This is a genomic window from Lachnotalea glycerini, assembly GCF_003201285.1.
In the GTDB taxonomy this organism is placed as follows: Bacteria; Bacillota; Clostridia; order Lachnospirales; family Lachnospiraceae; genus Lachnotalea; species Lachnotalea glycerini.
The window spans coordinates 80,211-103,254 of the sequence record NZ_QICS01000007.1 but is presented as its reverse complement, the minus strand read 5'-3'; the positions used below and the strand labels follow the sequence as shown (position 1 = coordinate 103,254).

The window sequence follows — 23,044 nt, the reverse complement described above, 5'->3', positions numbered from 1 at the left end:
CAGAGTTTAGAACCCTGATTCGTGGATTGTTATGCAATTTATATGTATTTGTGTGAAATACAACTGTTCGCATAGGGCAGAATAACCAAAGCGCATTAAATAAAATATAAAAGTAGTTATACCACCTTAGTACTTAAATAACTGTTTTGATATTCACAACTATAGGTGACATCATCACCAAACCAGTCTAATGGTGTAAAGGCTTTGGCCTGTGCTTCTGTATCAAATTCTATTTCAGCAAGTACGAGTGAGTCAAAAGGTTCATTAAATATGTCAAGCTCAATGGTCAGATTAGAGTCAAGTGGAATTAGGTAGCGTCTCTTACTGATTATGTTACCGTCTATTTTTTCTCTTAAGTGATAATAAGCCTCTTTGGTAAGAGGCATATTATATTCTTCGCGAGATAAAAAGCCTTTTGATTTGTAAGTTAACGTATACTTTTCATCGCTTTTGCGAATACGAACTACAGGTTCAGTAGATAAATAGCCCTGTTCAATTGTTTGGTAGGTATATTCCTCTAAGTTGGAAGGGAGCTTGTTTACTAAAAATTTTCTTTCTATTTCCATATGAAACCTCTTTCTAAAATGAATTACTTAACGTGTCAACAATAATAATTATATAATTGCAAAGCTTGTTATATGATAAATTTATTATCAATTAAATTATCTCCCGTGTTTTTCTATATTGAAGGGGAGAAACACCTTTCAATTTTCTAAATACATCTCCAAAATAATTACTGTCACTAAAACCGCATGAAAATGCGACTTCTGTAATTGATTGGTTGGTTTCAAGCAACAGCTTAGAAGCTTCTGTAAGACGGATTTTACAAAGATATTCTTTAAAACCAAAGCCGGTTACATTTTTAAATTTTCTGGAAAAATAAGTTGCACTCATATTGGCTTGAGAAGCTGCCATTTCCAAAGTGACAGGCTGATTATAATGACATCTGATATATTTAGCAGTATTTTGGATAATTTCGTCCGTAATACTAGTTGCAAACTGAGATTGTTGGTTTGTTTTCTGATAGCGTATCAGAAAAATAATTAATTCCTGCAAATAATTATTGATTAAATCCTCAGAAAACGGATCTGAATAATTGGATTCATAAATTAATTTTTGAAATAAACTCTCAATGTATTCACGGCGATTTAATTGTATGGAAAGAAACGGCAGAGCAAAGCAATTTAGTATAAACTGTTTTGAATATTTTTCATACAAAGGGGTTAAAGACTGATCTGAAAAATTTAGTATAAATCGTTCGTGTGTTTCATCAGATAGGTAGGTCGTCCGATGAAGTATGTTTTTATTAATGAGTAAAATATCGCCTCGTCCCAAGGTATAAAGTGTGTCATTTACGAAAATCCTTCTTTTGCCTGAATATAAATAGTAGATTTCGTAATAAGGATGAAAATGCGAATGTTCCATATTAAAATATTGCTCTCGTTTTACTCGTTCAGCATATAAGTCGTGCTGGCCATTACTTAACATAAAAACACTTCCTTATTCAGTATTGTATCTCACTTTTTAAAGTGGTATTTCATCATATTATTAAATGCAGTTACAAAGAATGCATAACAGATTATGAAGTGGCATCTCGTCTTACAAGTAAGTTTATTTTATCATAAAGAAAGCAAAAAATCAGTAATATAAAAAAAATAGAATTAAAATTTAAGGAAAATACATAAAATTTGTCTTAAAATGTAAAAAGAAGTAAAATAAATAATATGTAATTAAGAGGCAAAGGAGTTTTTTATGGCTAAAGTAGAAGTGGTTTTGTCAAAAAAAGATGAAGAATATCGTGAATTTTCTTTAAATGGAAATATGTGGAAAGTGGTGCTGCACGTGGGACTGCCCTTAGCACTTTTTCAGGGATTGACACAAATATTTAAAATATTAGACTCCATGATGGCCTCCTATATCAGTGCAACCTCAGTGTCTGCAGTTGCTTATTTATCTCAAATCAATATGATGATTGGAGCAATCGGAGGAGGACTTGCGGTTGGTGGAAGCTTGAAAATAAGTCAGGCCTATGGAGAAGGCGACTATGAAATGGTGAAAAAGAGAGTGAATAGCTTATTTGCGTTATGTGCATTGCTTAGTTTTGGTTTATTATTCTTAATACCTTTTACCGTTCCGCTGCTTAGACTTGCCAATACGCCAGAAGAACTTATAACAATTGGCAGCAGGTACTTTGAATTAGAACTGATTGGATTAATTATTTGGTTTTTTAACAATGTATATATCTGTGTAGAACGTGCCAGAGGAAATTCAAAGAGAATTTTATATTTAAATTTGTTAGTTATTGCAGTTAAATTATTATTAACAGCAATTTTTGTATATGTACTAAAAGGTGGGATTACCATGATTTCCGTCGCAACTATTTTGTCGCAACTAATACTTTTCATTGCAGGGGGAGTGAATTTAAACCAAAAAGGGAATGCGTTTGGACTGTCATTAAAAAGTATGACCTTAAAGAGGAAAGTTATTAAGCCAATGCTTTCACTGTCTTTTCCTGTTATTGTTGAGAAGGTGGCTTTTTCATTTGGAAAGGTAATTGTTAATTCGATGAGCGGTATGTATGGTTCGCTCACGGTTGGAGCACTTGGAATATCCAATAGCATTGGAGGTCTGACTACAAACCCTCAGAATGGTTTTCAAGATGGCGGCGCTGCGATTATCAGCCAGAATTTAGGGGCAGGAAAGCCGCAAAGGGCATTAGATGCATTTAAAAAAGAATTAGTTATAAATGTAGTGGTAGGAATCATTGGGTTGGTGTTAACCAGAACTTATCTAAATCAAATCAGTATTATATTTTCTGATTCCATGAATGGTATGAATTACGAATTTAGGGAAATGATTTGTAATATATATAAATTAGAGTCACTTGGCGGCTGTATTCCGTTAGCTATTAACGCCACGGTGATCTCCTTGATGCTTGGCTTTGGATATACCAAATGCACGCTGTTGATTAATTTTTGCCGTATATTTATCTTTCGCATCCCGGTTCTTTGGGGCCTGCAGCATTTTACGACTCTTGGCAATGAAAGTGTTGGCATTGTCATGTTGGTTAGCAATGTGGCAGTTACTATATTTTCTTGTATTGTGGCTTGGGTTGTGATTAAGAAAATCTGCAAGGAATATCAAGTTAGTTTTTGGAACGTGCAAGAAATAATTGAGCATACGAATTAAGAGATATGTTTCAGGCAATTAATTGAAACATTAATTATCATAATAAAACATATAATATTCAAGATTTGGTAATAGACTTATTGTAAAAGAACCATATTTTTGCTAAAATAGGGAAGTAATTACAATTTCGAGGAGGAATAAATATGAGCAGGGTATGTGTTTTCTTAGCCGATGGATTTGAGGAAATTGAGGGGTTAACCGTAGTTGATTTGCTAAGAAGAGCAGGAATTGAGACAGATACAGTTTCAATTATGAAAAGGAAAGAGGTTAATGGCGCGCATAATATTATTATCATGTCAGATAAATTATATGAGGAAGTGGATTATAATAATTATGATATGTTAGTGTTGCCAGGAGGAATGCCAGGCACGTTAAATCTTGGTTCACATAAAAGTCTGGCAGCTTTACTAAAGCAGTTTGCCAGTGAGGGTAAAAACATATCAGCTATCTGTGCAGCACCGTCAGTCTTGGGTGATAATGGAATTTTAAAGGGAAAAAGAGCAGTCTGCTATCCAGGATTTGAAGAACGGTTGGCAGGAGCAGTGGTATCTAATGAGAAGACTATAGTTGATGGGAACATAATAACAGGAAAAGCAATGGGAACTGCAATTGATTTTGGACTTGCAATTATAGAGAAACTAATAAATCAGGAAACAGCAAATAAAATAAAAGCATCCATTTGTTATAATATTTAGAAAAGGAGTTAATTATGTGGAATAGAGCTGGACTTAAGGAAAATGCAAAAGAAAATTTAAGAAGATTTTACTGGCCTGCGTTTTTGGTTTGTATTATTTCTGGCATTTTTAATGGAGGAGGCAGCCAGATAGCAGGTTATAGGAGGCTTGTAGTCAATTTTAATAAGAATGACCAACACATCTACAACAGTGTTTTTTCAAAAAAGATTTTAATAAATGAGTATCATTATTCTTCCCTATTTTTAGTCGGAGGAATTATCTTATTTATCTTGTTAATGGCAATAGTGATTGCAATTGCAGTAAGTATCTTTGTGGGCAGCCCGCTATTGGTAGGTAAAAACAGATACTTTATGTGTAATAGGGATTTCAGCACCGGTGTAGGAGAAATCGGATATTCTTTTAGCAGCGGACATTATTGGAATGTCGTTAAAATTATGTTTTTAATGAATCTTTATGTATTCCTTTGGTCCTTGTTATTGTTTATTCCAGGTATCATAAAAGCTTATGAATATGCAATGATTCCATACATACTGGCTGAAAATCCAGAGATAGACAGTTTTCGTGCATTTGAGCTAAGTAAGGAAATGATGATGGGGCAAAAATGGAACTATTTTGTTTTACAGTTGTCCTTTATTGGATGGTTTTTGTTGGGCTTCATACTTTGTGGCTTAGGTGGACTGTTTGTACAGCCTTATTATGAAGCAACGTTCGCAGAATTTTATGGTTGGGCTAGAGAGAGCATGTTAGCGGCTGGAAACAGTAATAACTATGAATTAAGAGGATTTGGAGAGGGAGTATAAAAGTGATTAGAGTAAAAAAGGGTTTAGCAGCACTGCTAAGCATATTATTGATTTTGTGCTTAAATGGTTGTTCAACAATAAATTTGCTGACACAGGGAGAATTTGATGCTTCAGGGTATGTGAATGGAATTTTGGATTCTACCTATAAAGGCGTTTTTGATCAGTACATTAAGCTGACTGAGGACACAGAAGAAAATGCACAAAAAGCATATGATGCGGTTATGGAGGCAAAAGCTGAAAGCTTTGCTAATTTTGTATCCGTCAATCTGACAGATGAGACAAAGGCTAAATTTATAGAATATAGTAAACAAATTTATCAAAATGCAAAGTATGAGGTAAAGGATGCAATCAAAACAGACAATGGTTTTACCGTAGATATTATAATTTCGCCAATGACTATAATGCAGAGTATAGCTACAGAGGGTGAGAGTTTTGTAAATGATTTCAATGATAAAAATTCAAATGGTGATTTTGCTGATCTAACGGAAGAGGAATTTGAAGCAGAATATGCAAAAGGAATTATGCAGGTTTTTGACAATAATATTTCGAATATTCAGTATGCAGATCCTGTTACGATAACCGTTAATGTAACATTGCAAGATGATAAGGTTTATTCTATGGCATCTGATGAATTTACAAAAATTGATAGCGAAATGCTGCAGCAATAATTAACCAGAACAAATTAATATAATATTTAAAAAAGTTGGTTATAAGTTTAGCTTATCACCAACTTTTTTAAAAACAATGTCTGCTTTGAGGTATTGGTAAGTAGGATAAAATGACAGGAAACGGAGTAAAGGTATGATTAACAAAAAGGCACTGATGGAAGAATTTTGTAGTCTGGCAGCAATTGATGCACTTTCTTTTCAGGAAAGAGAGATAGCTGATGTGCTGAAAGAAAAGCTTATCGCACTTGGGTTTACTGTTATAGAAGATAACGCAGGTGTACGATATAATGGTAATTGTGGTAATCTTTATGCGTTTTTGCAAGGTGAAATTGGCAGTGAGCCACTTTTATTTTCAGCTCATATGGATACAGTAGGACCAGGAACGAACAAAAGGGCTGTGTTTCATAAGAATGGAATGATAACCAGTGATGGAACTACGGTACTTGGTGCGGATGATTTGTGCGGAATTGTATGTATATTGGAGGCTATCCGCTCCTTGAAAGAGGATGGTGTGCCTCATCACAGTATTGAAGTGTTGTTTACCATAGCAGAAGAGATGTATATACGTGGGAGTGAGGTTTTTGATTATTCTTTGGTGAAAGCGAAAGAGGCATATGTGCTTGATTTAAGTGGTCAGGTTGGAACCGCTGCGATTGCAGCACCAACTTTATTTTCCTTTTCAGCAGTATTTATCGGGAAAGCATCTCATGCAGGCTTTGCACCGGAGCAGGGAAAGAATGCAATCATGGCAGCGGCAAAGGCAATAACTGAAATTTCACAGGGTAGATTAGATGAAGAAACGACTGCTAATGTCGGTATGATAGAAGGCGGACAGGCAAGAAATATTGTGCCTGATCTTTGTACGCTAAAGGGAGAAGTGCGAAGTCTTTCACATGAAAAGGCAATCAAAGCGATAGACAACATAAAGCAAAAAATAGAAAAGGTCTGTAAAGAGCAGGGCATAAAGTTTTCTTTTAATTACGAGGTTGGATGTCTTAGCTATCGAACCCAGATAACACATCCTGTGGTTCAACGCTTTGAACGCTCTTGTCAGTTTCTGGGCTATAAAACACGGTATATTGATACATTTGGTGGAAGTGATAACAATAATTTTATGAAAAATGGAATTACAGGGATTGTAATTGCAGCGGGAATGAATCAGGTGCATTCGTGTGATGAATACACAAATATCAACGAATTAGAGAAAGCTGCAAGGATTGTAGCTGCTTTAATGACATTGGATGAAAAGGGAGAAAATAGCTACGGTGTATAATCTAAAAATTGTACTGCTTTGTTTTTACAAATCACAAGAAACCTTAAAAAGACTAGGAAATACCCACGAATGAAAGGGAGAATCAAAGAAAAAAGACTAGTAATTTAAAAAAGCTTATGATATACTATTAAAATGACTGTAAGTATGGATAAGTATAGAAACTTTTCGCATATATTTTAAGGAGGAAATTGTTAAAATGAGTTTACAAGTAGAAAAATTAGAGAAAAATATGGCAAAGCTTACAATAGAAACTTCAGCCGAAGATTTCGAAAAAGCACTTCAGAGTGCTTATCAGAAAAATAAAAACAAATTTAATGTGCCCGGATTTAGAAAAGGTAAAGTACCTCGTCAAATGATTGAAAAAATGTATGGAGCAGGTATTTTTTACGAAGATGCAGCAAATGAAATTATTCCGGAAGCTTATGCCAAAGCAGCGGATGAAAGTAAACTTGATATTGTTTCACAGCCAGATATTGATGTAACTCAGATTGAAAAAGGTAAATCCTTTATTTTTACTGCAGAAGTAGCATTAAAGCCAGATGTAACCTTAGGCGATTACAAGGGAATCGAAGTTGAAAAAGCTGTGATTGATGTGACAGAAGAAGAAATAGATGCTGAAGTAGACAAAGAAAGAGAGAAGAGTTCAAGAGTAGTTGTTGCACCAAGAAGAAAGAAAGTAAAAGATGGTGATATCACAACAATTGATTTTGAAGGCTTTGTTGACGGTGTTGCTTTTGAAGGCGGAAAAGGTGAAGACTATTCATTGACAATTGGTTCTCATTCCTTTATTGAAGGATTTGAAGAAGCACTGATTGGAGTTGAGATTGGAGAGGAAACTGACGTAAACGTAACTTTCCCTGATAATTATCAAGCAGAAGAATTGGCCGGAAAACCTGCTGTATTTAAAGTGACAGTTAAAGAAATTAAGGTTAAAGAGCTTCCAGAAGCAGATGATGATTTTGCAAAGGACGTATCTGAATTTGATACAATGGCTGAATATAAAGCTGATTTAAAGGTTAAACTGGAAGAGAAGAAAGTGAATGAAGCTAAGGGAGCAAAAGAAGATGCTATTATTGAGAAAATCATTGAAAATGCAACCATGGATATACCGGATGCAATGATTAAGACTCAGGTAAAACGTATGGTGGATGACTTTTCTCAGCGTATTACGTCGCAAGGTCTATCACTGGAACAGTATTTCCAGTTTACAGGCTTAGATCAGGATAAATTGACTGAACAAATGAAGCCACAGGCTTTAAAGCGTATTCAAAGCAGGTTAGTATTAGAGGCAATTACAAAGGCTGAGAATATAGAAATAAAAGAGGAACAATTAGAAAAAGAAATTGCTGATATGGCAGCCGCTTATAAGATGGAGGTTGACAAATTAAAAGAACTCATTGGTGATAATGAAAAAGAACAAATGAAATCAGACATAGCAGTACAGGAAGCAGTAAAATTGATTGTTGATGCTTCAATCGAAAAATAATGTAACTCTTTTGAGAGCATTTTTCCATATAGATAGATTAGATGTGTTTGGTTTAATTAGCATAAAGATAGATAAATCGGAGACATATTATATATGTCTCCGAAGAGTCTATTATCATATATTAAAAATTCGGTTCTAATTGTGCAATAAGTTGCATTACATGAATAGAAAGAAGATATAATCATTTGAGATTATTAAAACATTTGATTCGTTGAGAATAGGAGGAATTAGTATGAGTTTAGTGCCATATGTCATTGAACAAACGAGCAGAGGGGAAAGATCTTATGATATTTATTCCAGACTGTTAAAGGATAGAATTATATTTTTAGGTGAAGAAGTAAATGAAACAACTGCCAGCTTGATTGTAGCTCAAATGTTGTTTTTAGAGTCAGAAGATCCGTCAAAAGACATTCATTTATACATTAACAGTCCAGGGGGATCTGTTACCGCAGGTATGGCCATTTACGATACCATGAATTATATTAAATGTGATGTAGCTACTTACTGTATTGGTATGGCAGCGAGCATGGGAGCATTTTTATTAACTGGTGGAACAAAAGGAAAGAGATTTGCTATGCCGAATGCAGAAATTATGATTCATCAGCCATTGGGCGGTGCTCAGGGGCAGGCAACAGATATTAAAATTGCAGCGGATCATATTGTTAAAACTCGCAAAAAATTAAATGATTGTTTAGCAGCAAATACTGGACAGCCATTAGAGATTATTGAAAAAGATACGGAAAGAGATAATTGGATGTCAGCGGATGTGGCGAAAGAATATGGGTTAATTGATGATGTTATTGTTAGCAGATAATTTACAATAAAGCAGAAGATATTATGAGTGAGGTGAGAGAATGGCGGGAAGAAGTGGTGATGACAAACTTAGGTGTTCTTTTTGTAACAAGACTCAGGAACAGGTTAGAAAGCTGATTGCAGGTCCCAATGGAGCCTATATATGTGATGAATGTGTAGACATATGTGCTGAGATTATTGAAGAAGAATATGAAGAAGAACCAAGAAGAACGGAAGAAATCAATCTATTAAAGCCTGAACAGATTAAAAGCTTTCTTGACGATTATGTCATTGGTCAGGACAATGCAAAGAAAGTTCTTTCGGTTGCTGTATATAATCATTATAAAAGGATTACGTCTGAGAAAGATTTAGATGTAGAACTTCAAAAAAGTAATATTTTAATGCTTGGACCAACTGGTTCAGGTAAGACTTTATTAGCTCAGACACTTGCAAGGCTAATTAATGTACCGTTTGCAATTGCAGATGCAACAGCATTGACAGAGGCAGGCTATGTAGGTGAAGATGTAGAGAATATTTTATTGAAGCTGATTCAGGCTGCTGATTACGATATAGAGAGAGCAGAATATGGAATTATTTATATTGACGAAATTGATAAAATTACAAGAAAGTCTGAAAATGCATCAATTACAAGAGATGTATCAGGCGAAGGTGTACAGCAGGCATTACTTAAGATATTAGAAGGAACGGTTGCGTCAGTACCACCACAGGGTGGAAGAAAACATCCACATCAGGAGTTGTTACAGATTAATACGACTAATATTTTATTTATTTGTGGTGGCGCTTTTGAAGGTTTGGAAAAAATAATTGAAACAAGAATGGATCAGAAATCTATTGGCTTTAATGCAGAGATTGCAAGTAAACGCGAGGAAAATATCGGAGTATTATTGCGTCAGGTATTGCCACAAGATTTTGTGAAATTTGGACTGATTCCTGAATTCATAGGACGTGTACCTGTTAATGTTTCCTTAGAGCAGCTTGATAAGGATGCCCTAATTAGAATACTAACACAGCCAAAGAATTCAATTGTAAAGCAGTATAAGAAATTATTTGAATTAGATGGAGTGAAGCTTAGTATTGATGAGGAAGCAATTGAAGTAATTGCTGAGCGTTCCATAGCCAGAAAAACCGGAGCCAGAGGACTTCGTTCTATCATGGAGGATGTTATGATGGATATTATGTATACCATTCCATCTGATGAATCTATTGCTACATGTAGAATTACAAAAGAAGCGGCGCTAGGTACATCACAGCCTGAAATTGAACGAAGAGATTCAGCACAACCAAGAAAGAAAACAATTGCACAGAAAATTCTAACAAAGGCCGGAGACGAAAGTGCTTAAGCTAAAATAGAGTGATAAAATGTAAGGTGTCTCATAGGGGGCACCTTATGTATTAGGTGATAGAAAATAGTAAGGAAATCCATATATGAATATAAAATACCCAAGTTGTTATTATAAACTACAGTAGGAGGAAGAAAATGAGTGATTTAGAACAAGTAAAGTTAATGCCGACAGTTACACTCAGAGGAATGTCAATTCTTCCAGATATGGTGATACATTTTGATGTAAGTAGAAAAAAATCGATAAAAGCTGTTGAGAAAGCAATGCTAGGAGATCAGAAAATTTTTCTGGTTACTCAAATTGATGTAAATGAAAATGAGCCAGAAATGGAAGATCTATATGATATAGGATGCATCGCAATAATTAAACAGGTTATAAAACTTCCTAATAATATTTTGAGAGTATTGGTTGAAGGCGAAGGAAGAGGACAATTAATTGAAGTCGTCGAGGAAGAAGAATATATCATTGCAAAAGTATTGGAATTTAAAGAGGATATAGGCATGCAAATTCCTGATAACAACCGTACTGCTATGGTAAGAAATCTAAAAGAAGTGTTTTTATTATACAGCAACGAAAATTATAAAATAGGCAAAGAACTAACAAAGCAGATTCTGGAGAATGATGAGTTACAAAAATTAGTAGATCAAATAGTCATTAACTTTTCATTACCTTTTGAAGAAAAGCAAAAATTGCTTAGTGCGGTGAGTTTGCAAGAGAGATACGAATTATTGTCCATATTATTAAATAATGAAACAGAGATACTTAAAATTAAAAAGGAACTGCAAGTAAAAATCAAAGATAAAGTTGACAAAAATCAAAGAGAATATTTATTGCGAGAGCAGCAAAAATTAATAAGAGAAGAATTGGGAGAAGAAAGTCTTGAGACAGAAGCTGACCTTTATATGGAAAAGCTTAAGTCTGTTAAAGCTTCAAAGGAAGTGAAAGAAAAGATTGAGAAAGAAATAAAAAGATTTAAAAATACGTCTTCAAGTTTATCTGAAAATGCAGTGGTCAGAGGATATTTGGAAACGCTTCTCGAAATGCCGTGGAATAAAACTTCAAAAGATAATACCGATCTAAAATATGCAAAGAAGATATTAAATGATGATCATTATGGATTGGAGCAAGTAAAGGAAAGAATACTCGAATTCTTAGCTGTTCGAATATTAACCAATAAGGGACAAAGCCCAATTATATGTTTGGTAGGACCTCCAGGAACAGGTAAAACCTCCATTGCAAAAAGTGTAGCAAAGGCTCTTGGCAAGGAATATGTAAGAATTAGTTTGGGTGGAGTCAGAGATGAAGCAGAAATCAGAGGCCATAGAAGAACTTACATCGGAGCAATGCCTGGTAGAATTGCCGGAGGACTAAAATCAGCAGGGGTAAAGAATCCATTAATGCTGCTGGATGAAATAGATAAGGTCAGCAGTGATTATAAAGGTGATACCTCCGCAGCATTATTAGAGGTTCTTGACTCAGAGCAGAATAATAAATTTCGGGACCATTATATTGAACTTCCTTTAGATTTGTCAGAAGTCTTGTTTATTGCAACTGCAAATTCACTCCAAACAATCCCAAAGCCGTTATTGGATCGAATGGAAATCATACAAGTAACTAGCTATACCGAAAATGAAAAAGAACATATAGCAAAAGAACATTTAGTAATAAAGCAACTTAAAAAGCATGGACTAACCACAAATCAACTTACAATCAGCGATAAAGCGTTATCTTCTATGATACGATATTATACCAAAGAAGCAGGAGTTCGAAGCCTTGAGAGAAAAATAGGAGAAATATGCCGAAAGACGGCTAGGCAAATTTTAGAAAAAAACAAAAAGTCTGTTAAGATTACACAAGTTAACCTTGAAAAATTTCTAGGAAAGCCCCAATTTAGCTATGATATGGCAAACGAAAACGATGAAGTTGGAATTGTTCGTGGCTTAGCCTGGACAAGTGTAGGAGGCGATACACTTCAAATTGAAGTGAATGTAATGCCAGGTAAAGGTGAGCTGCAATTGACCGGACAACTTGGTGATGTGATGAAAGAGTCAGCCAGAGCCGGAATCAGCTATATTCGATCCATGAGTGAAAAATATAATATCAAAGACAGTTTTTTTAAGGAAAATGATATTCATATACATATTCCTGAAGGTGCAGTGCCAAAAGATGGTCCTAGCGCAGGAATTACTATGGCAACGGCTATGATTTCGGCAGTTACCAAAACTCCGGTTCGTGCAGATGTGGCAATGACAGGAGAAATTACGCTAAGAGGAAGAGTTTTGCCAATTGGAGGGTTAAAGGAGAAAATTCTTGCAGCAAAAAATGCAAATATTAAAACGGTATTGGTACCGGATAAAAATCGTAAGGATTTAGATGAAATATCGGAAGAAATAAAAAAAGATTTGGAAATAATATATGTAGATAATATGGAAAGGGTGCTACAAGAAGCCTTAACAAATCATGCCCACGAAATAATGCAAAAAAAGGCGGATAAATGATGATATATACTACTGATTAGCTTGCATGATATGGAGGGAAAGAATGATAATTAAAAATTCAGAATTGGAAACAGTGTGTGGAGTAACAAGTAAACTACCTGATAATAGTTTGCCTGAAATTGCATTTGCGGGTAAGTCAAATGTAGGAAAATCGTCATTAATTAATGCACTAATGAATAGAAAGTCACTAGCCAGAACATCATCGCAGCCGGGTAAGACGCAAACTATAAATTATTATAATATTAATCATGAACTGTATTTTGTAGATTTACCAGGCTATGGCTATGCTAAGGTTTCAAAGGAAATAAAGGAAAAATGGGGCAAAATGATTGAAAGCTATTTAAAGAATTCAAAGCAGCTAAAAAAAGTTTTTCTTCTTATTGATATTAGACATGAGCCATCCCAAAACGATAAGAATATGTTTAACTGGATTGTATATCAAGGATACCAGCCAGTTATTATTGCTACGAAGCTTGATAAGATTAAACGCAGTCAGGTTCAAAAGCATTTAAAAATGCTTAGAACGGGTCTTGAAGCAGGGAAAGAGACACAGATGATACCTTTTTCCTCTGAAACGAAGCAGGGAAGAGATGAAATACTATTATTGGTTGACAGTTGTATCAATTGTGAAGCAGAGGAACTAAAAAATTAGTAAAATGTACCATATAACAGGGGTGATTGTTTGAAAGCATCGACGAAGTATTTAAAGCTATTAGTTAATTTTTTGATTATTATTATAATGATAATTTTTTTGGTGTTTGTAGTTCCAAGGATAATATGGTTCTTCTTTCCTTTTGTAGTAGGGTGGATATTATCAGTAATTGCGAATCCATTGGTTAAGTTTTTGGAGAAACGGGTAAAGCTTATAAGAAAACATAGTTCAATGCTTATCATTATTGGTGTATTAGCACTGATTGTGATCGGCGGATATTTTGCTTTGGCAAAGCTAAGTGGAGAAATTGTAAGTCTTCTTAATAACCTGCCAGAAATATATGAAAATATTTCGAATGAATTCAATGAAGTGGGAGACAATTTGCAGGTGATTTTTAACAAACTTCCAAAAAATTTTCAGCAAAGTATACTTGAGGCAAGATCAGAATTTACAACTTACATTGGAAATGTAATTGGTGTAGTTGGAGCACCAACAGTAGAAGCAGCAGGCAATTTTGCTAAAAATCTTCCGTCAAGGCTCATTTCTATTATCATGACTATACTTTCTTCGTATTTTTTTATTGCAGACAGAGAGAAAATTTTAGTTATTGTGAATCAGTGCACTCCTTACAGTATAAGAAAAAATGTCGGAGCCATTATTTTGGACTTTAAACGTTTGGTTGGAGGTTATTTTAAGGCACAATTTAAAATTATGACCGTTGTAGCTGTAATACTGTTAATCGGGTTTTATATATTACATGTAGATTATTCAATACTTTTGGCAATACTGATTGCATTTTTAGATTTTTTGCCTATTTTTGGTACCGGTACAGCATTAATTCCCTGGGGCATTATTAAGCTTTTGTCAGCTGATTATAAAATGGCAATAGGTCTTTTTGTTATATATGGCGTTAGTCAGCTGGTAAGGCAATTAATTCAGCCCAAAATTGTTGGTGATACAATTGGCTTGAATCCTTTATTGACCTTAGTATTTATGTATATTGGCTATAAAGTGAAAGGTGTATTGGGAATGATTATTGCGGTTCCAGTTGGGATGATTTTGATTAATCTGTTTCTAAATGGAGCTTTTGATCATATGATTCATATTATTAAGGAGATATTGAAAGATATCAATGATTTTAGAAAAATAGATTAAAGTAATTAATATTGACTTTTATAACTATGTAATTTTAATCAGGTTACTTTTTTACTGCAATCAAGAATTTAGCTTTTCATTTTGCATCAAAATTTTGTTAATTACTTGACATAGAGCTAACTCTAAGAAGTATAATGAAAGCTGAAAGATAATAATTAAAAAAGTGGTTTTGAGGAAAGGAGTTTAATATGGAAAATTTTAAATTTAATGCTTACACAGAAATCCTTTTTGGAAGAGATCAAATTGATAACTTGCCTAAAAGCTTAGCAGTGTATGGAAAAAATGTCTTATTAACATATGGCGGAGGCAGTATTAAAAAGAATGGAATTTATACTAAGGTGATGGATTTACTAAAAGGATTCAACGTTGTCGAATTGGCAGGAATTGAACCAAATCCTAAAATCGAAAGCGTTAGAGAAGGTGTAAGGTTATGTAGAGAACACCAAATTGATGTTATACTAGCAGTAGGTGGTGGAAGTACTATCGATTGTAGTAAAGTAATCGGAGCCGCCTATTATTATGAAGGTGATGCTTGGGATATTGTAACAACTCCATCTTTAATAGATAAAGTACTCCCAATTATAACAATACTTACTATAGCGGCAACTGGTTCTGAAATGAATAAGAATGCAGTTATAACTAATATGCAAACCAATGAGAAATTGGGAACTGCAAGCACAAACATGATACCTCAAACCTCAATCCTCAATCCGGAGTATATGTTTACGCTGCCTGCAATCCAAACAGCGGCAGGAACAGCAGATATTATGTCACATGTATTGGAAAATTATTTTCAAAAAACAGAGGGAGCCTTTGTACAGGATAAGATTTCAGAAGGGCTATTAAAAACATGTATTAAATACTGTCCGATTGCGATTAAGGAGCCTGATAATTATGAAGCAAGAGCGAATTTAATGTGGGCAAGTTCACTCGCATTAAATGGCTTGTGCGGATGTGGTAAAGGGGGAAGCTGGACCTGCCACCCAATTGAACATGAGTTAAGTGCTTATTATGATATTACTCATGGCGTAGGTCTTGCTATTATAACGCCAAGCTGGATGCGATATATATTAAGTGATCAAACAGTTGATAAATTTGTGGAATATGCAGTTAATGTATGGGGATTATCACCAATGGAAGATAAATTTAAATTGGCAAATCAGGCTATTAATAAGACAGAAGAGTTTTTTATAAGTTGTGGAATTCCATCAACTTTAACAGAGCTTGGCATAGATGCTTCTAAATTTGATTTCATGGCAGAAAAGGCTGTTAAATTTGGATATTTAAAATATGCATATGTAGGACTTGAGCCAGCAGATGTTAGAACAATTCTAGAAAATTGTTTGTAAAAATAGTATAGCAAAGAGGTGGAAGGGCATGATAATCCTTTCCATCTTTTTTAATCTACTGATAAGAGGTATAAAGTAAATATTTGACAATTGTGTAAAAAAATTATATACTTTTTTAATAGTTAAATATAACGTGAAGGGAGAAATTAGTTATGAGTTTTTTAAAAAAATCAACCGTATTGACTGTTTTAACATTCGTATTTGTTTTGGCAGCTGGAATTTTTGTGCCAGCCAAAACTTCATTTGCTGCTACAAAACCGTCATTAAATTCAGCTAGTGGTACCGTATTTTTGTATACGCAGGATACCTTGGAGGTACAAGATATTCCCAGTGGTCTTGAAAGAATCTCATGGTCATCCAGTAATACATCAGTTCTTAAGGTGAAATCTAATTCAAAGACAGGAGTAGAATGTACTTTATTACCTAAAAAAGCAGGAACAGCTACTGTAACTTGTACAGTAGTTTCATCAGAAAAAACTTATACATTAACCTGCAAGATAAAAGTAAAAAAAGCGAATCCTTTTAAAAAAATCTACATTGAAGGAAAGAACAAACATAAAGCCAAAGCTTCAACCATTACATACGAAACTTCAAATAAAAAGGTAAAAGTTTCTACGAAAATGTATAAGGGTTGGACGTTGGTAAGTAAAGAATATGAAGTATATAATACTGCCACAAGTACAAAAGCAATTAAGGATGTACCAAGCAACAATAAGGTTCCAATCGGGAATTACCAGACAAAGGTTTATTTTACAGCAATAAACAGCAGTAATGAATCTTTTACTTATACAGTAGTTCTTAAGAAGAAAATAAGTGCAACTGCTAAGCCAAGTTTTGCAAATAAATCAGAAACCATTTTCCTTAAAACTACCAATAATGAAGTATCCATTAAGAATTTTCCAAATGGTGCATCAACTATTTGGTCATCCAGTAATACAAGTGTTGCAACCGTTAAAAAGAGTAGTGAAAGTGATGGAACGGCTATACTTACTCCAAAGAAAAAAGGTTCTACAACGATTCAGTGTATTGTAACCAAAGTGGATGGAAGTGTTAGCACAATTTCTTATACATTGAATGTAAAAAGCAAAGTAAAGCCATTAGAGGCGGTTAAGATTGATGGTTCAAATATAATAAGCAAGACAAAGAACAACTACTATAAATTTAAAACAACAGACCATTCTGTATTAGTTCAAAGTTATGAGAACAGTGGTTGGACAATAACAGAAGAGAAGTATACTGTATACAAGACACCTACAATATATGGTAATGAAACTAAAATTACAGGTAATGGTGAAGTGAGTATTGGTACTTACAAAACAGTTGTAAAAGTAAAACTTAGAAATAAGTCAAAAGCATATTATACATTTACTCTAGAATTATATAATTCAAACTATAAGAAATAGTAAATCAAAATATTTAAATCTAAGATAGAAAAAAGGAATATGCAGCAAGATGTTAATGTCTGGCTGACATATTCTTTTTTTAATATACAGGAAAGTTTCGATGGATTTTCTAGTTATTAAAAGTACTAGGGCCACATTTTGTATAAAAAACCTGAACCTTAAGTTGAGTGGTAAGAATTGATGTGCTGCAGATTCTTTGGTAAAAAAAATAAATGGTTGACAATTTTTTGAAAAGTGCTAAAATGAACATATGAACATGTATTCATATGAAAGGAGATGATAAGGTGATAGATGATAATAAAGTGTCGAAAGAAAATGAAGTGGAGCAATGCGACTACATTTGTGTACATGAAGAAATCATTGAGAAAGTGGAACAGCAAATGCCATCAGATGAAATGCTGATTGACTTAGCCGATTTTTTTAAAGTGTTTGGAGATACTACAAGAATTAAGATATTATATGTTTTATTTCAATCAGAGATGTGTGTGTGTGACATTGCAAATCTTCTTAATATGACACAATCAGCAATATCACACCAACTAAGAACGTTAAAGCAAATGCAGCTTGTGAAATTCAGGAGAGAAGGCAAGACTGTATTTTACTCTTTATCAGATGGACATATAAAAACAATAATTAATCAAGGAATGGAACATATTTGTGAATAGGGAAAGACTGTATGAAGCAGCAGAAAGGAAAGATAATGAAAAAAATATATATTTTAGAGGATTTGGATTGTGCGAATTGTGCAGCAAAGATAGAGAATGCAATTAATGAGTTGGATATTGTCAATAAGGCTTCAGTAACCTTTATGACAAAGAAGCTTGTATTGGATGCAGACGAAGATAAAATGGAACAGGCAATTCAGGAAACAGTTAAAATTGTTAAAAAAATAGAACCGGATGTAATTATGAAAGAAAAATAAGTAGATAAAGGGATGGCACTATGACTAAGAAGATGAAAAATCAATTACAAAATATTGTAATTGCAGCAATTGTATTCCTGGTTGGAACGATATTACCCACCATAATTTCAATAAACAGCAATATTGAATTGATAATTTTCTTAGCTGCATACGTTATTATTGGAAGAGATATCGTAAAACGAGCTGTGAAAAATATATTATCCGGCCAGGTATTTGATGAAAACTTTTTAATGAGTATAGCAACCATTGGAGCATTTTTGGTTGGAGAATATCCAGAAGGGGTAGCAGTTATGCTATTTTATCAGGTAGGAGAACTCTTTCAGGCATATGCAGTTGAAAAGTCGAGAAATTCAATTACAGATCTTATGGATATATATCCGGAATATGCAAATCTAAAGGATGGAGATAGCATTAAACAAATTGATCCTGATGAAGCTGAAATAGGTGATATTATCATCATTAAACCGGGAGAGAAAGTACCTTTGGATTGTAAGGTTTTAAAAGGAAATACAACATTGGATACAAGAGCATTGACAGGTGAATCAATGCCAAGAGAAATAGAGGTTGGAGATACATTAATCAGTGGATGTATTAATATCAACGGGGTAGTTGAGGCCGAGGTAATAAAAGAATTCGGAGAATCAACAGTTAGTAAAATTCTTGATTTAGTAGAAAATGCGAGCAGTAAAAAGGCAGAGGCAGAGAACTTTATCACTAAGTTTGCGAAATATTATACGCCGATTGTTGTAATTTGCGCAGTCTCGTTAGCAGTTATTCCATCCTTAATTGTAGGAGAATGGGAGACTTGGATTTATCGAGCATTATCTTTTTTGGTTATTTCATGTCCATGTGCATTAGTTATTTCAATTCCATTGAGCTTTTTTGGTGGACTTGGAGGAGCTTCAAGATGTGGAGTTTTGGTTAAGGGAAGCAACTATTTAGAGGCATTGGCAAATGCAGAAATAGTGGTATTTGATAAGACAGGTACACTTACAAAAGGTACTTTTCAAGTAAAGGAAATTAGAAATAAGAAACCTTACAGTGAAGAAGAGATAATAAAGCTGGCAGCTTATGCAGAAAGCTACTCTAATCATCCAATTGCGGAAGCACTCAAGAGTGCATATGGAAAAGAACTTGACAATCATATGCTGAAAGAGGTAGAAGAAATAGCAGGACATGGAGTAAAGGCTAATATTGACGGTTTGCTTGTATATGCTGGAAATGCTAAATTAATGAACAAACTAAAGCTGAACTTTGATGATATTCAGGTGGCGGGTACGTTAGTTCATATCGCAGTGGATAATCAATATGCAGGCTGCATTATTATTGCCGATCAGGTAAAGGAAGATTCAAGAATGGCAATTGATTTGTTAAAGGCCTCAGGAGTAAAACAAATTGTTATGCTTACCGGAGACAGTGAACTTGCAGGAGAAGTTGTAGCCAAAGAACTTGGAATAAGCAAAGCCTATGCGGAACTGTTACCTGGCGATAAGGTGGATAAGGTAGAAGAACTATTTAAACAAAAAACGAATTATGGAAAATTGGTATTTGTAGGTGATGGAATTAACGATGCACCAGTACTGGCAAGAGCCGATATTGGTATTGCTATGGGAGGACTTGGCTCAGATGCGGCGATTGAAGCAGCAGATATTGTCATTCTTACTGACGAACCGTCAAAAATAGCAAAAGCGATGCAAATTTCTAAAAAGACACTTCGAATTGTAAAACAAAATATTGTTTTTGCAATTGGGATAAAAATACTCGTATTAATTTTAGCGGCATTTGGAGTAGCAACGATGTGGGCTGCAGTTTTTGCAGACGTTGGAGTATCCGTGATTGCCATTTTAAATGCAATGCGTGCTCTTAAAGTAAAAAATTAAAATGAAGAGAAAGTGTGTAGGTCATAATCCTTACATACTTTCTCTTCATTTTATGTCTAAATGATTCATTATAAATTGAATAGATGGAAGATCAATGTAGATTTAGTCAGTCAAAAAAATATAATAATAAAATAGAGAATATAGCTGAAGAATTAACATATAATATTCATTAAAAAAATTAAAAATCTGTTGACATTACAAAAAAGTGTGTTATATTAGTTATAGAACAAACAAACATATATAGGGTATTCAATTTTGATTGAGAAATATAGGAGGTGTAGTTATGAATATCAACAAATTTACTCAGAAATCAGTTCAGGCAGTCAATGATTGTGAAAAGCTAGCATTTGAATACGGGAATCAGGAAATAGATCAGGAGCATTTGCTATACAGTTTATTAACACAAGAAGATAGCCTTATATCTAAACTGATTGAGAAGATGGAAATAAATAAAGAACATTTTCTAAATACTGCACAAAATTATATAAAAAAAAGGGTGAAAGTTTCTGGAGGACAGGTTTTTATTGGTCAAAGCTTAAATAAGGTATTAATTCATGCTGAAGATGAAGCAAAGCAAATGGGAGATGAATATATTTCAGTTGAACATTTGTTTTTGGCTCTTATTAAGTATCCAAACAGTGCTTTAAAAGAAATTTTTAAAGAGTATGGAATCACTAGAGAGAGGTTTTTACAAGTGTTATCAACGGTCAGAGGAAATCAAAGGGTAACAAGTGATAACCCAGAAGCAACCTATGATACATTAACAAAATATGGTTATGATTTAGTGGAACGTGCAAAAGATCAAAAGCTAGATCCTGTGATTGGCCGAGATGGAGAAATACGTAATGTTATCAGAATCTTATCTCGAAAAACGAAGAATAATCCAGTATTAATAGGAGAACCTGGTGTTGGTAAAACAGCTGTAGTAGAGGGGTTAGCGCAAAGAATTATCAGGGGTGATGTACCGGAAGGATTAAAGGATAAAAAGTTGTTTGCCCTAGATATGGGTGCATTAGTTGCTGGTGCAAAATACAGAGGAGAATTCGAAGAGCGGTTAAAGGCAGTACTGGACGAAGTTAAGAAAAGCTCAGGGCAGATTATTTTATTCATTGATGAGCTGCATACTATAGTGGGAGCTGGTAAAACCGAAGGTTCTATGGATGCTGGTAATATGCTTAAGCCAATGCTTGCAAGAGGAGAACTTCATTGCATTGGTGCAACCACACTGGACGAATACAGAATGTATATTGAGAAAGATGCGGCTCTGGAACGAAGATTTCAGCCGGTTACAGTGGAAGAACCAAGTGTTGAGGATACCATATCTATTTTAAGAGGCTTAAAGGAACGTTATGAGGTGTTCCATGGAGTGAAAATCACAGATTCAGCACTTGTCAGCGCATCCGTATTGTCTAACCGATATATATCAGAGAGATTTTTACCGGATAAAGCGATTGATTTAGTAGACGAAGCGTGTGCCCTAATTAAAACGGAGTTGGACTCTATGCCGACGGAGTTAGATGAATTGGCAAGAAGAGTAATGCAAATGGAGATTGAAGAGGCTGCACTTAAGAAAGAAACAGACCGATTAAGTAAGGAACGTCTGGAAAGCTTACAAAAGGAGCTTGCCGAGTTAAAAGATGAATTCACTAATATGAAAGCAAAATGGGATAATGAAAAGAATGCGGTTGAGAAATTACGGAAATTACGTGAAGAAATTGAAGATATGAATAAACAAATTCAAATAGCGCAACGTAATTATGATTTAAATAAAGCTGCAGAATTGCAATATGGCAAGTTGCCCAAATTAGAACAGCAGCTCGCTATTGAGGAAGAAAAGGTTAAAAATACAGACCTATCTTTAGTACATGAAAGTGTCACAGAAGAAGAAATTGCAAAAATAATTTCCAGGTGGACTGGCATTCCAGTGGTTAAACTGACAGAAAGTGAGAGAAGCAAGACACTAAATCTTGATAAGGAACTTCATAAGAGAGTGATTGGGCAAGAAGAGGGAGTGACGAAAGTTACGGAGGCGATTATTCGTTCCAAAGCCGGAATAAAAGACCCTACAAAGCCAATCGGCTCATTCATTTTCCTTGGCCCTACAGGTGTAGGTAAAACTGAGCTTGCGAAGGCGTTGGCTGAAACGTTATTTGATAATGAACAAAATATGGTAAGAATTGATATGAGTGAATATATGGAAAAATATTCTGTTTCCAGATTGATTGGAGCACCTCCAGGTTATGTAGGTTATGAGGAAGGCGGGCAGTTGACAGAGGCTGTTAGGAGAAAGCCATATTCCGTAGTATTATTTGATGAAATAGAAAAGGCACATCCTGATGTATTTAATATATTGCTGCAAGTATTGGATGATGGTAGAATAACTGACTCACAAGGAAGATGCGTAGACTTTAAAAATACGATTTTAATTATGACTTCCAATATTGGTTCAGGATATTTGCTGGACGGAATTAATGAAGAAGGCGATATAAAAAAGCAAAATATCAACATGGTGATGGAGGAACTAAGAGCACATTTTAAACCTGAATTTCTAAACAGATTAGATGAGATTATTATGTTTAAGCCTTTGACAAAGAAAGACATTAAAGCCATTATTAATCTGCTGGCAGACGATTTAAACAAACGGTTAGCAGATAAAGAACTTACTATAGAAATTACAGAAGATGCAAAAGCTTTTATTGTAGAGCATGGATATGATTCAGTTTATGGAGCAAGACCCTTAAAAAGATATTTACAAAAGCACGTAGAAACGCTTGCAGCAAAACTAATATTGGCAGATCAGGTATTGGCAGGCAGCAAAATAGTAATTGAAGTCAGAGATGGTGAGTTAAATGCTTATGTTAAGGATTAATGTAAAGGATTAATGTAAAGGCTGTATTTTCATTAATAAGTATTTAGATAAG

General features: G+C 34.3%; 19 protein-coding genes. 17 read left to right on the top strand and 2 right to left on the bottom strand.

Going from position 1 to position 23,044, the window contains the following annotated elements; genetic code table 11:
* Positions 1-116: 116 nt before the first annotated feature.
* The gene (locus C8E03_RS13665) at positions 117-566 is read right to left on the bottom strand and encodes a CYTH domain-containing protein (RefSeq protein WP_110291280.1); all 450 of its coding nucleotides are present in this window, start codon (positions 564-566) and stop codon (positions 117-119) included.
* A gap of 91 nt (positions 567-657) precedes the next feature.
* Positions 658-1,488: an AraC family transcriptional regulator gene (locus C8E03_RS13660; protein ID WP_094379015.1), complete on the bottom strand. Its 831-nt coding sequence runs from the start codon at positions 1,486-1,488 to the stop codon at positions 658-660.
* A 264-nt stretch (positions 1,489-1,752) separates the two neighbouring features.
* Here C8E03_RS13660 and C8E03_RS13655 point away from each other — a divergent pair, with 264 nt between their 5' ends.
* The 17 genes from C8E03_RS13655 to clpB all read left to right on the top strand — a co-directional run bounded on the left by C8E03_RS13655 (position 1,753) and on the right by clpB (position 22,992).
* Positions 1,753-3,189, top strand: a complete 1,437-nt coding sequence (locus tag C8E03_RS13655) for an MATE family efflux transporter (protein WP_094379017.1) — start codon at positions 1,753-1,755, stop codon at positions 3,187-3,189.
* Positions 3,190-3,332: 143 nt separating this feature from the next.
* Positions 3,333-3,884, top strand: a complete 552-nt coding sequence (locus tag C8E03_RS13650; RefSeq protein WP_094379019.1) for a DJ-1 family glyoxalase III — start codon at positions 3,333-3,335, stop codon at positions 3,882-3,884.
* Between the two features lie 14 nt (positions 3,885-3,898).
* Entirely contained in the window at positions 3,899-4,684 is a 786-nt protein-coding gene (locus tag C8E03_RS13645; protein WP_094379020.1) for a DUF975 family protein, read from the top strand.
* Positions 4,685-4,686: 2 nt separating this feature from the next.
* Entirely contained in the window at positions 4,687-5,352 is a 666-nt protein-coding gene (locus C8E03_RS13640) for a hypothetical protein (RefSeq protein ID WP_170123000.1), read from the top strand.
* 133 nt (positions 5,353-5,485) lie between these two features.
* Entirely contained in the window at positions 5,486-6,625 is a 1,140-nt protein-coding gene (locus C8E03_RS13635) for a M20/M25/M40 family metallo-hydrolase (protein WP_110291278.1), read from the top strand.
* 196 nt (positions 6,626-6,821) lie between these two features.
* Positions 6,822-8,111: a trigger factor gene (gene tig / locus C8E03_RS13630; RefSeq protein WP_110291277.1), complete on the top strand. Its 1,290-nt coding sequence runs from the start codon at positions 6,822-6,824 to the stop codon at positions 8,109-8,111.
* A gap of 232 nt (positions 8,112-8,343) precedes the next feature.
* Entirely contained in the window at positions 8,344-8,925 is a 582-nt protein-coding gene (gene clpP, locus C8E03_RS13625; protein ID WP_094379028.1) for an ATP-dependent Clp endopeptidase proteolytic subunit ClpP, read from the top strand.
* A gap of 40 nt (positions 8,926-8,965) precedes the next feature.
* Positions 8,966-10,264 (top strand): ATP-dependent Clp protease ATP-binding subunit ClpX, encoded by a 1,299-nt coding sequence (clpX, locus tag C8E03_RS13620; RefSeq protein WP_094379030.1) that lies wholly within the window; start codon positions 8,966-8,968, stop codon positions 10,262-10,264.
* Positions 10,265-10,401: 137 nt separating this feature from the next.
* Positions 10,402-12,762: an endopeptidase La gene (gene lon, locus C8E03_RS13615; RefSeq protein ID WP_110291276.1), complete on the top strand. Its 2,361-nt coding sequence runs from the start codon at positions 10,402-10,404 to the stop codon at positions 12,760-12,762.
* A 43-nt stretch (positions 12,763-12,805) separates the two neighbouring features.
* The gene (gene yihA / locus C8E03_RS13610) at positions 12,806-13,414 is read left to right on the top strand and encodes a ribosome biogenesis GTP-binding protein YihA/YsxC (RefSeq protein WP_094379034.1); all 609 of its coding nucleotides are present in this window, start codon (positions 12,806-12,808) and stop codon (positions 13,412-13,414) included.
* Between the two features lie 30 nt (positions 13,415-13,444).
* Complete coding sequence (gene ytvI, locus C8E03_RS13605; protein WP_094379036.1) at positions 13,445-14,569, top strand: sporulation integral membrane protein YtvI; 1,125 nt, start codon at positions 13,445-13,447, stop codon at positions 14,567-14,569.
* Between the two features lie 188 nt (positions 14,570-14,757).
* A complete protein-coding gene (locus tag C8E03_RS13600) occupies positions 14,758-15,918 on the top strand; it encodes an iron-containing alcohol dehydrogenase (RefSeq protein WP_094379038.1) in 1,161 nt (386 codons plus the stop codon).
* A gap of 152 nt (positions 15,919-16,070) precedes the next feature.
* Positions 16,071-17,321, top strand: a complete 1,251-nt coding sequence (locus C8E03_RS13595) for a hypothetical protein (protein ID WP_110291275.1) — start codon at positions 16,071-16,073, stop codon at positions 17,319-17,321.
* 284 nt (positions 17,322-17,605) lie between these two features.
* The gene (locus C8E03_RS13590; protein ID WP_334294028.1) at positions 17,606-17,986 is read left to right on the top strand and encodes an ArsR/SmtB family transcription factor; all 381 of its coding nucleotides are present in this window, start codon (positions 17,606-17,608) and stop codon (positions 17,984-17,986) included.
* A gap of 11 nt (positions 17,987-17,997) precedes the next feature.
* The gene (locus C8E03_RS13585; protein WP_330410822.1) at positions 17,998-18,243 is read left to right on the top strand and encodes a cation transporter; all 246 of its coding nucleotides are present in this window, start codon (positions 17,998-18,000) and stop codon (positions 18,241-18,243) included.
* A gap of 20 nt (positions 18,244-18,263) precedes the next feature.
* Entirely contained in the window at positions 18,264-20,123 is a 1,860-nt protein-coding gene (locus C8E03_RS13580) for a heavy metal translocating P-type ATPase (RefSeq protein WP_207657806.1), read from the top strand.
* A 283-nt stretch (positions 20,124-20,406) separates the two neighbouring features.
* Positions 20,407-22,992, top strand: a complete 2,586-nt coding sequence (clpB, locus tag C8E03_RS13575; protein WP_094379044.1) for an ATP-dependent chaperone ClpB — start codon at positions 20,407-20,409, stop codon at positions 22,990-22,992.
* The last annotated feature ends 52 nt before the right edge of the window (positions 22,993-23,044 follow it).

Coding starts and splice junctions, on each gene's coding strand:
- C8E03_RS13660 (WP_094379015.1), bottom strand. CDS start 1,488: ATGTTAAGTAATGGCCAGCACGACTTATATGCTGAACGAGTAAAACGA.
- C8E03_RS13595 (WP_110291275.1), top strand. CDS start 16,071: ATGAGTTTTTTAAAAAAATCAACCGTATTGACTGTTTTAACATTCGTA.
- C8E03_RS13635 (WP_110291278.1), top strand. CDS start 5,486: ATGATTAACAAAAAGGCACTGATGGAAGAATTTTGTAGTCTGGCAGCA.
- yihA (WP_094379034.1), top strand. CDS start 12,806: ATGATAATTAAAAATTCAGAATTGGAAACAGTGTGTGGAGTAACAAGT.
- clpX (WP_094379030.1), top strand. CDS start 8,966: ATGGCGGGAAGAAGTGGTGATGACAAACTTAGGTGTTCTTTTTGTAAC.
- C8E03_RS13645 (WP_094379020.1), top strand. CDS start 3,899: ATGTGGAATAGAGCTGGACTTAAGGAAAATGCAAAAGAAAATTTAAGA.
- C8E03_RS13600 (WP_094379038.1), top strand. CDS start 14,758: ATGGAAAATTTTAAATTTAATGCTTACACAGAAATCCTTTTTGGAAGA.
- tig (WP_110291277.1), top strand. CDS start 6,822: ATGAGTTTACAAGTAGAAAAATTAGAGAAAAATATGGCAAAGCTTACA.
- clpB (WP_094379044.1), top strand. CDS start 20,407: ATGAATATCAACAAATTTACTCAGAAATCAGTTCAGGCAGTCAATGAT.
- clpP (WP_094379028.1), top strand. CDS start 8,344: ATGAGTTTAGTGCCATATGTCATTGAACAAACGAGCAGAGGGGAAAGA.
- lon (WP_110291276.1), top strand. CDS start 10,402: ATGAGTGATTTAGAACAAGTAAAGTTAATGCCGACAGTTACACTCAGA.
- C8E03_RS13655 (WP_094379017.1), top strand. CDS start 1,753: ATGGCTAAAGTAGAAGTGGTTTTGTCAAAAAAAGATGAAGAATATCGT.
- C8E03_RS13665 (WP_110291280.1), bottom strand. CDS start 566: ATGGAAATAGAAAGAAAATTTTTAGTAAACAAGCTCCCTTCCAACTTA.
- C8E03_RS13585 (WP_330410822.1), top strand. CDS start 17,998: ATGAAGCAGCAGAAAGGAAAGATAATGAAAAAAATATATATTTTAGAG.
- C8E03_RS13580 (WP_207657806.1), top strand. CDS start 18,264: ATGACTAAGAAGATGAAAAATCAATTACAAAATATTGTAATTGCAGCA.
- C8E03_RS13650 (WP_094379019.1), top strand. CDS start 3,333: ATGAGCAGGGTATGTGTTTTCTTAGCCGATGGATTTGAGGAAATTGAG.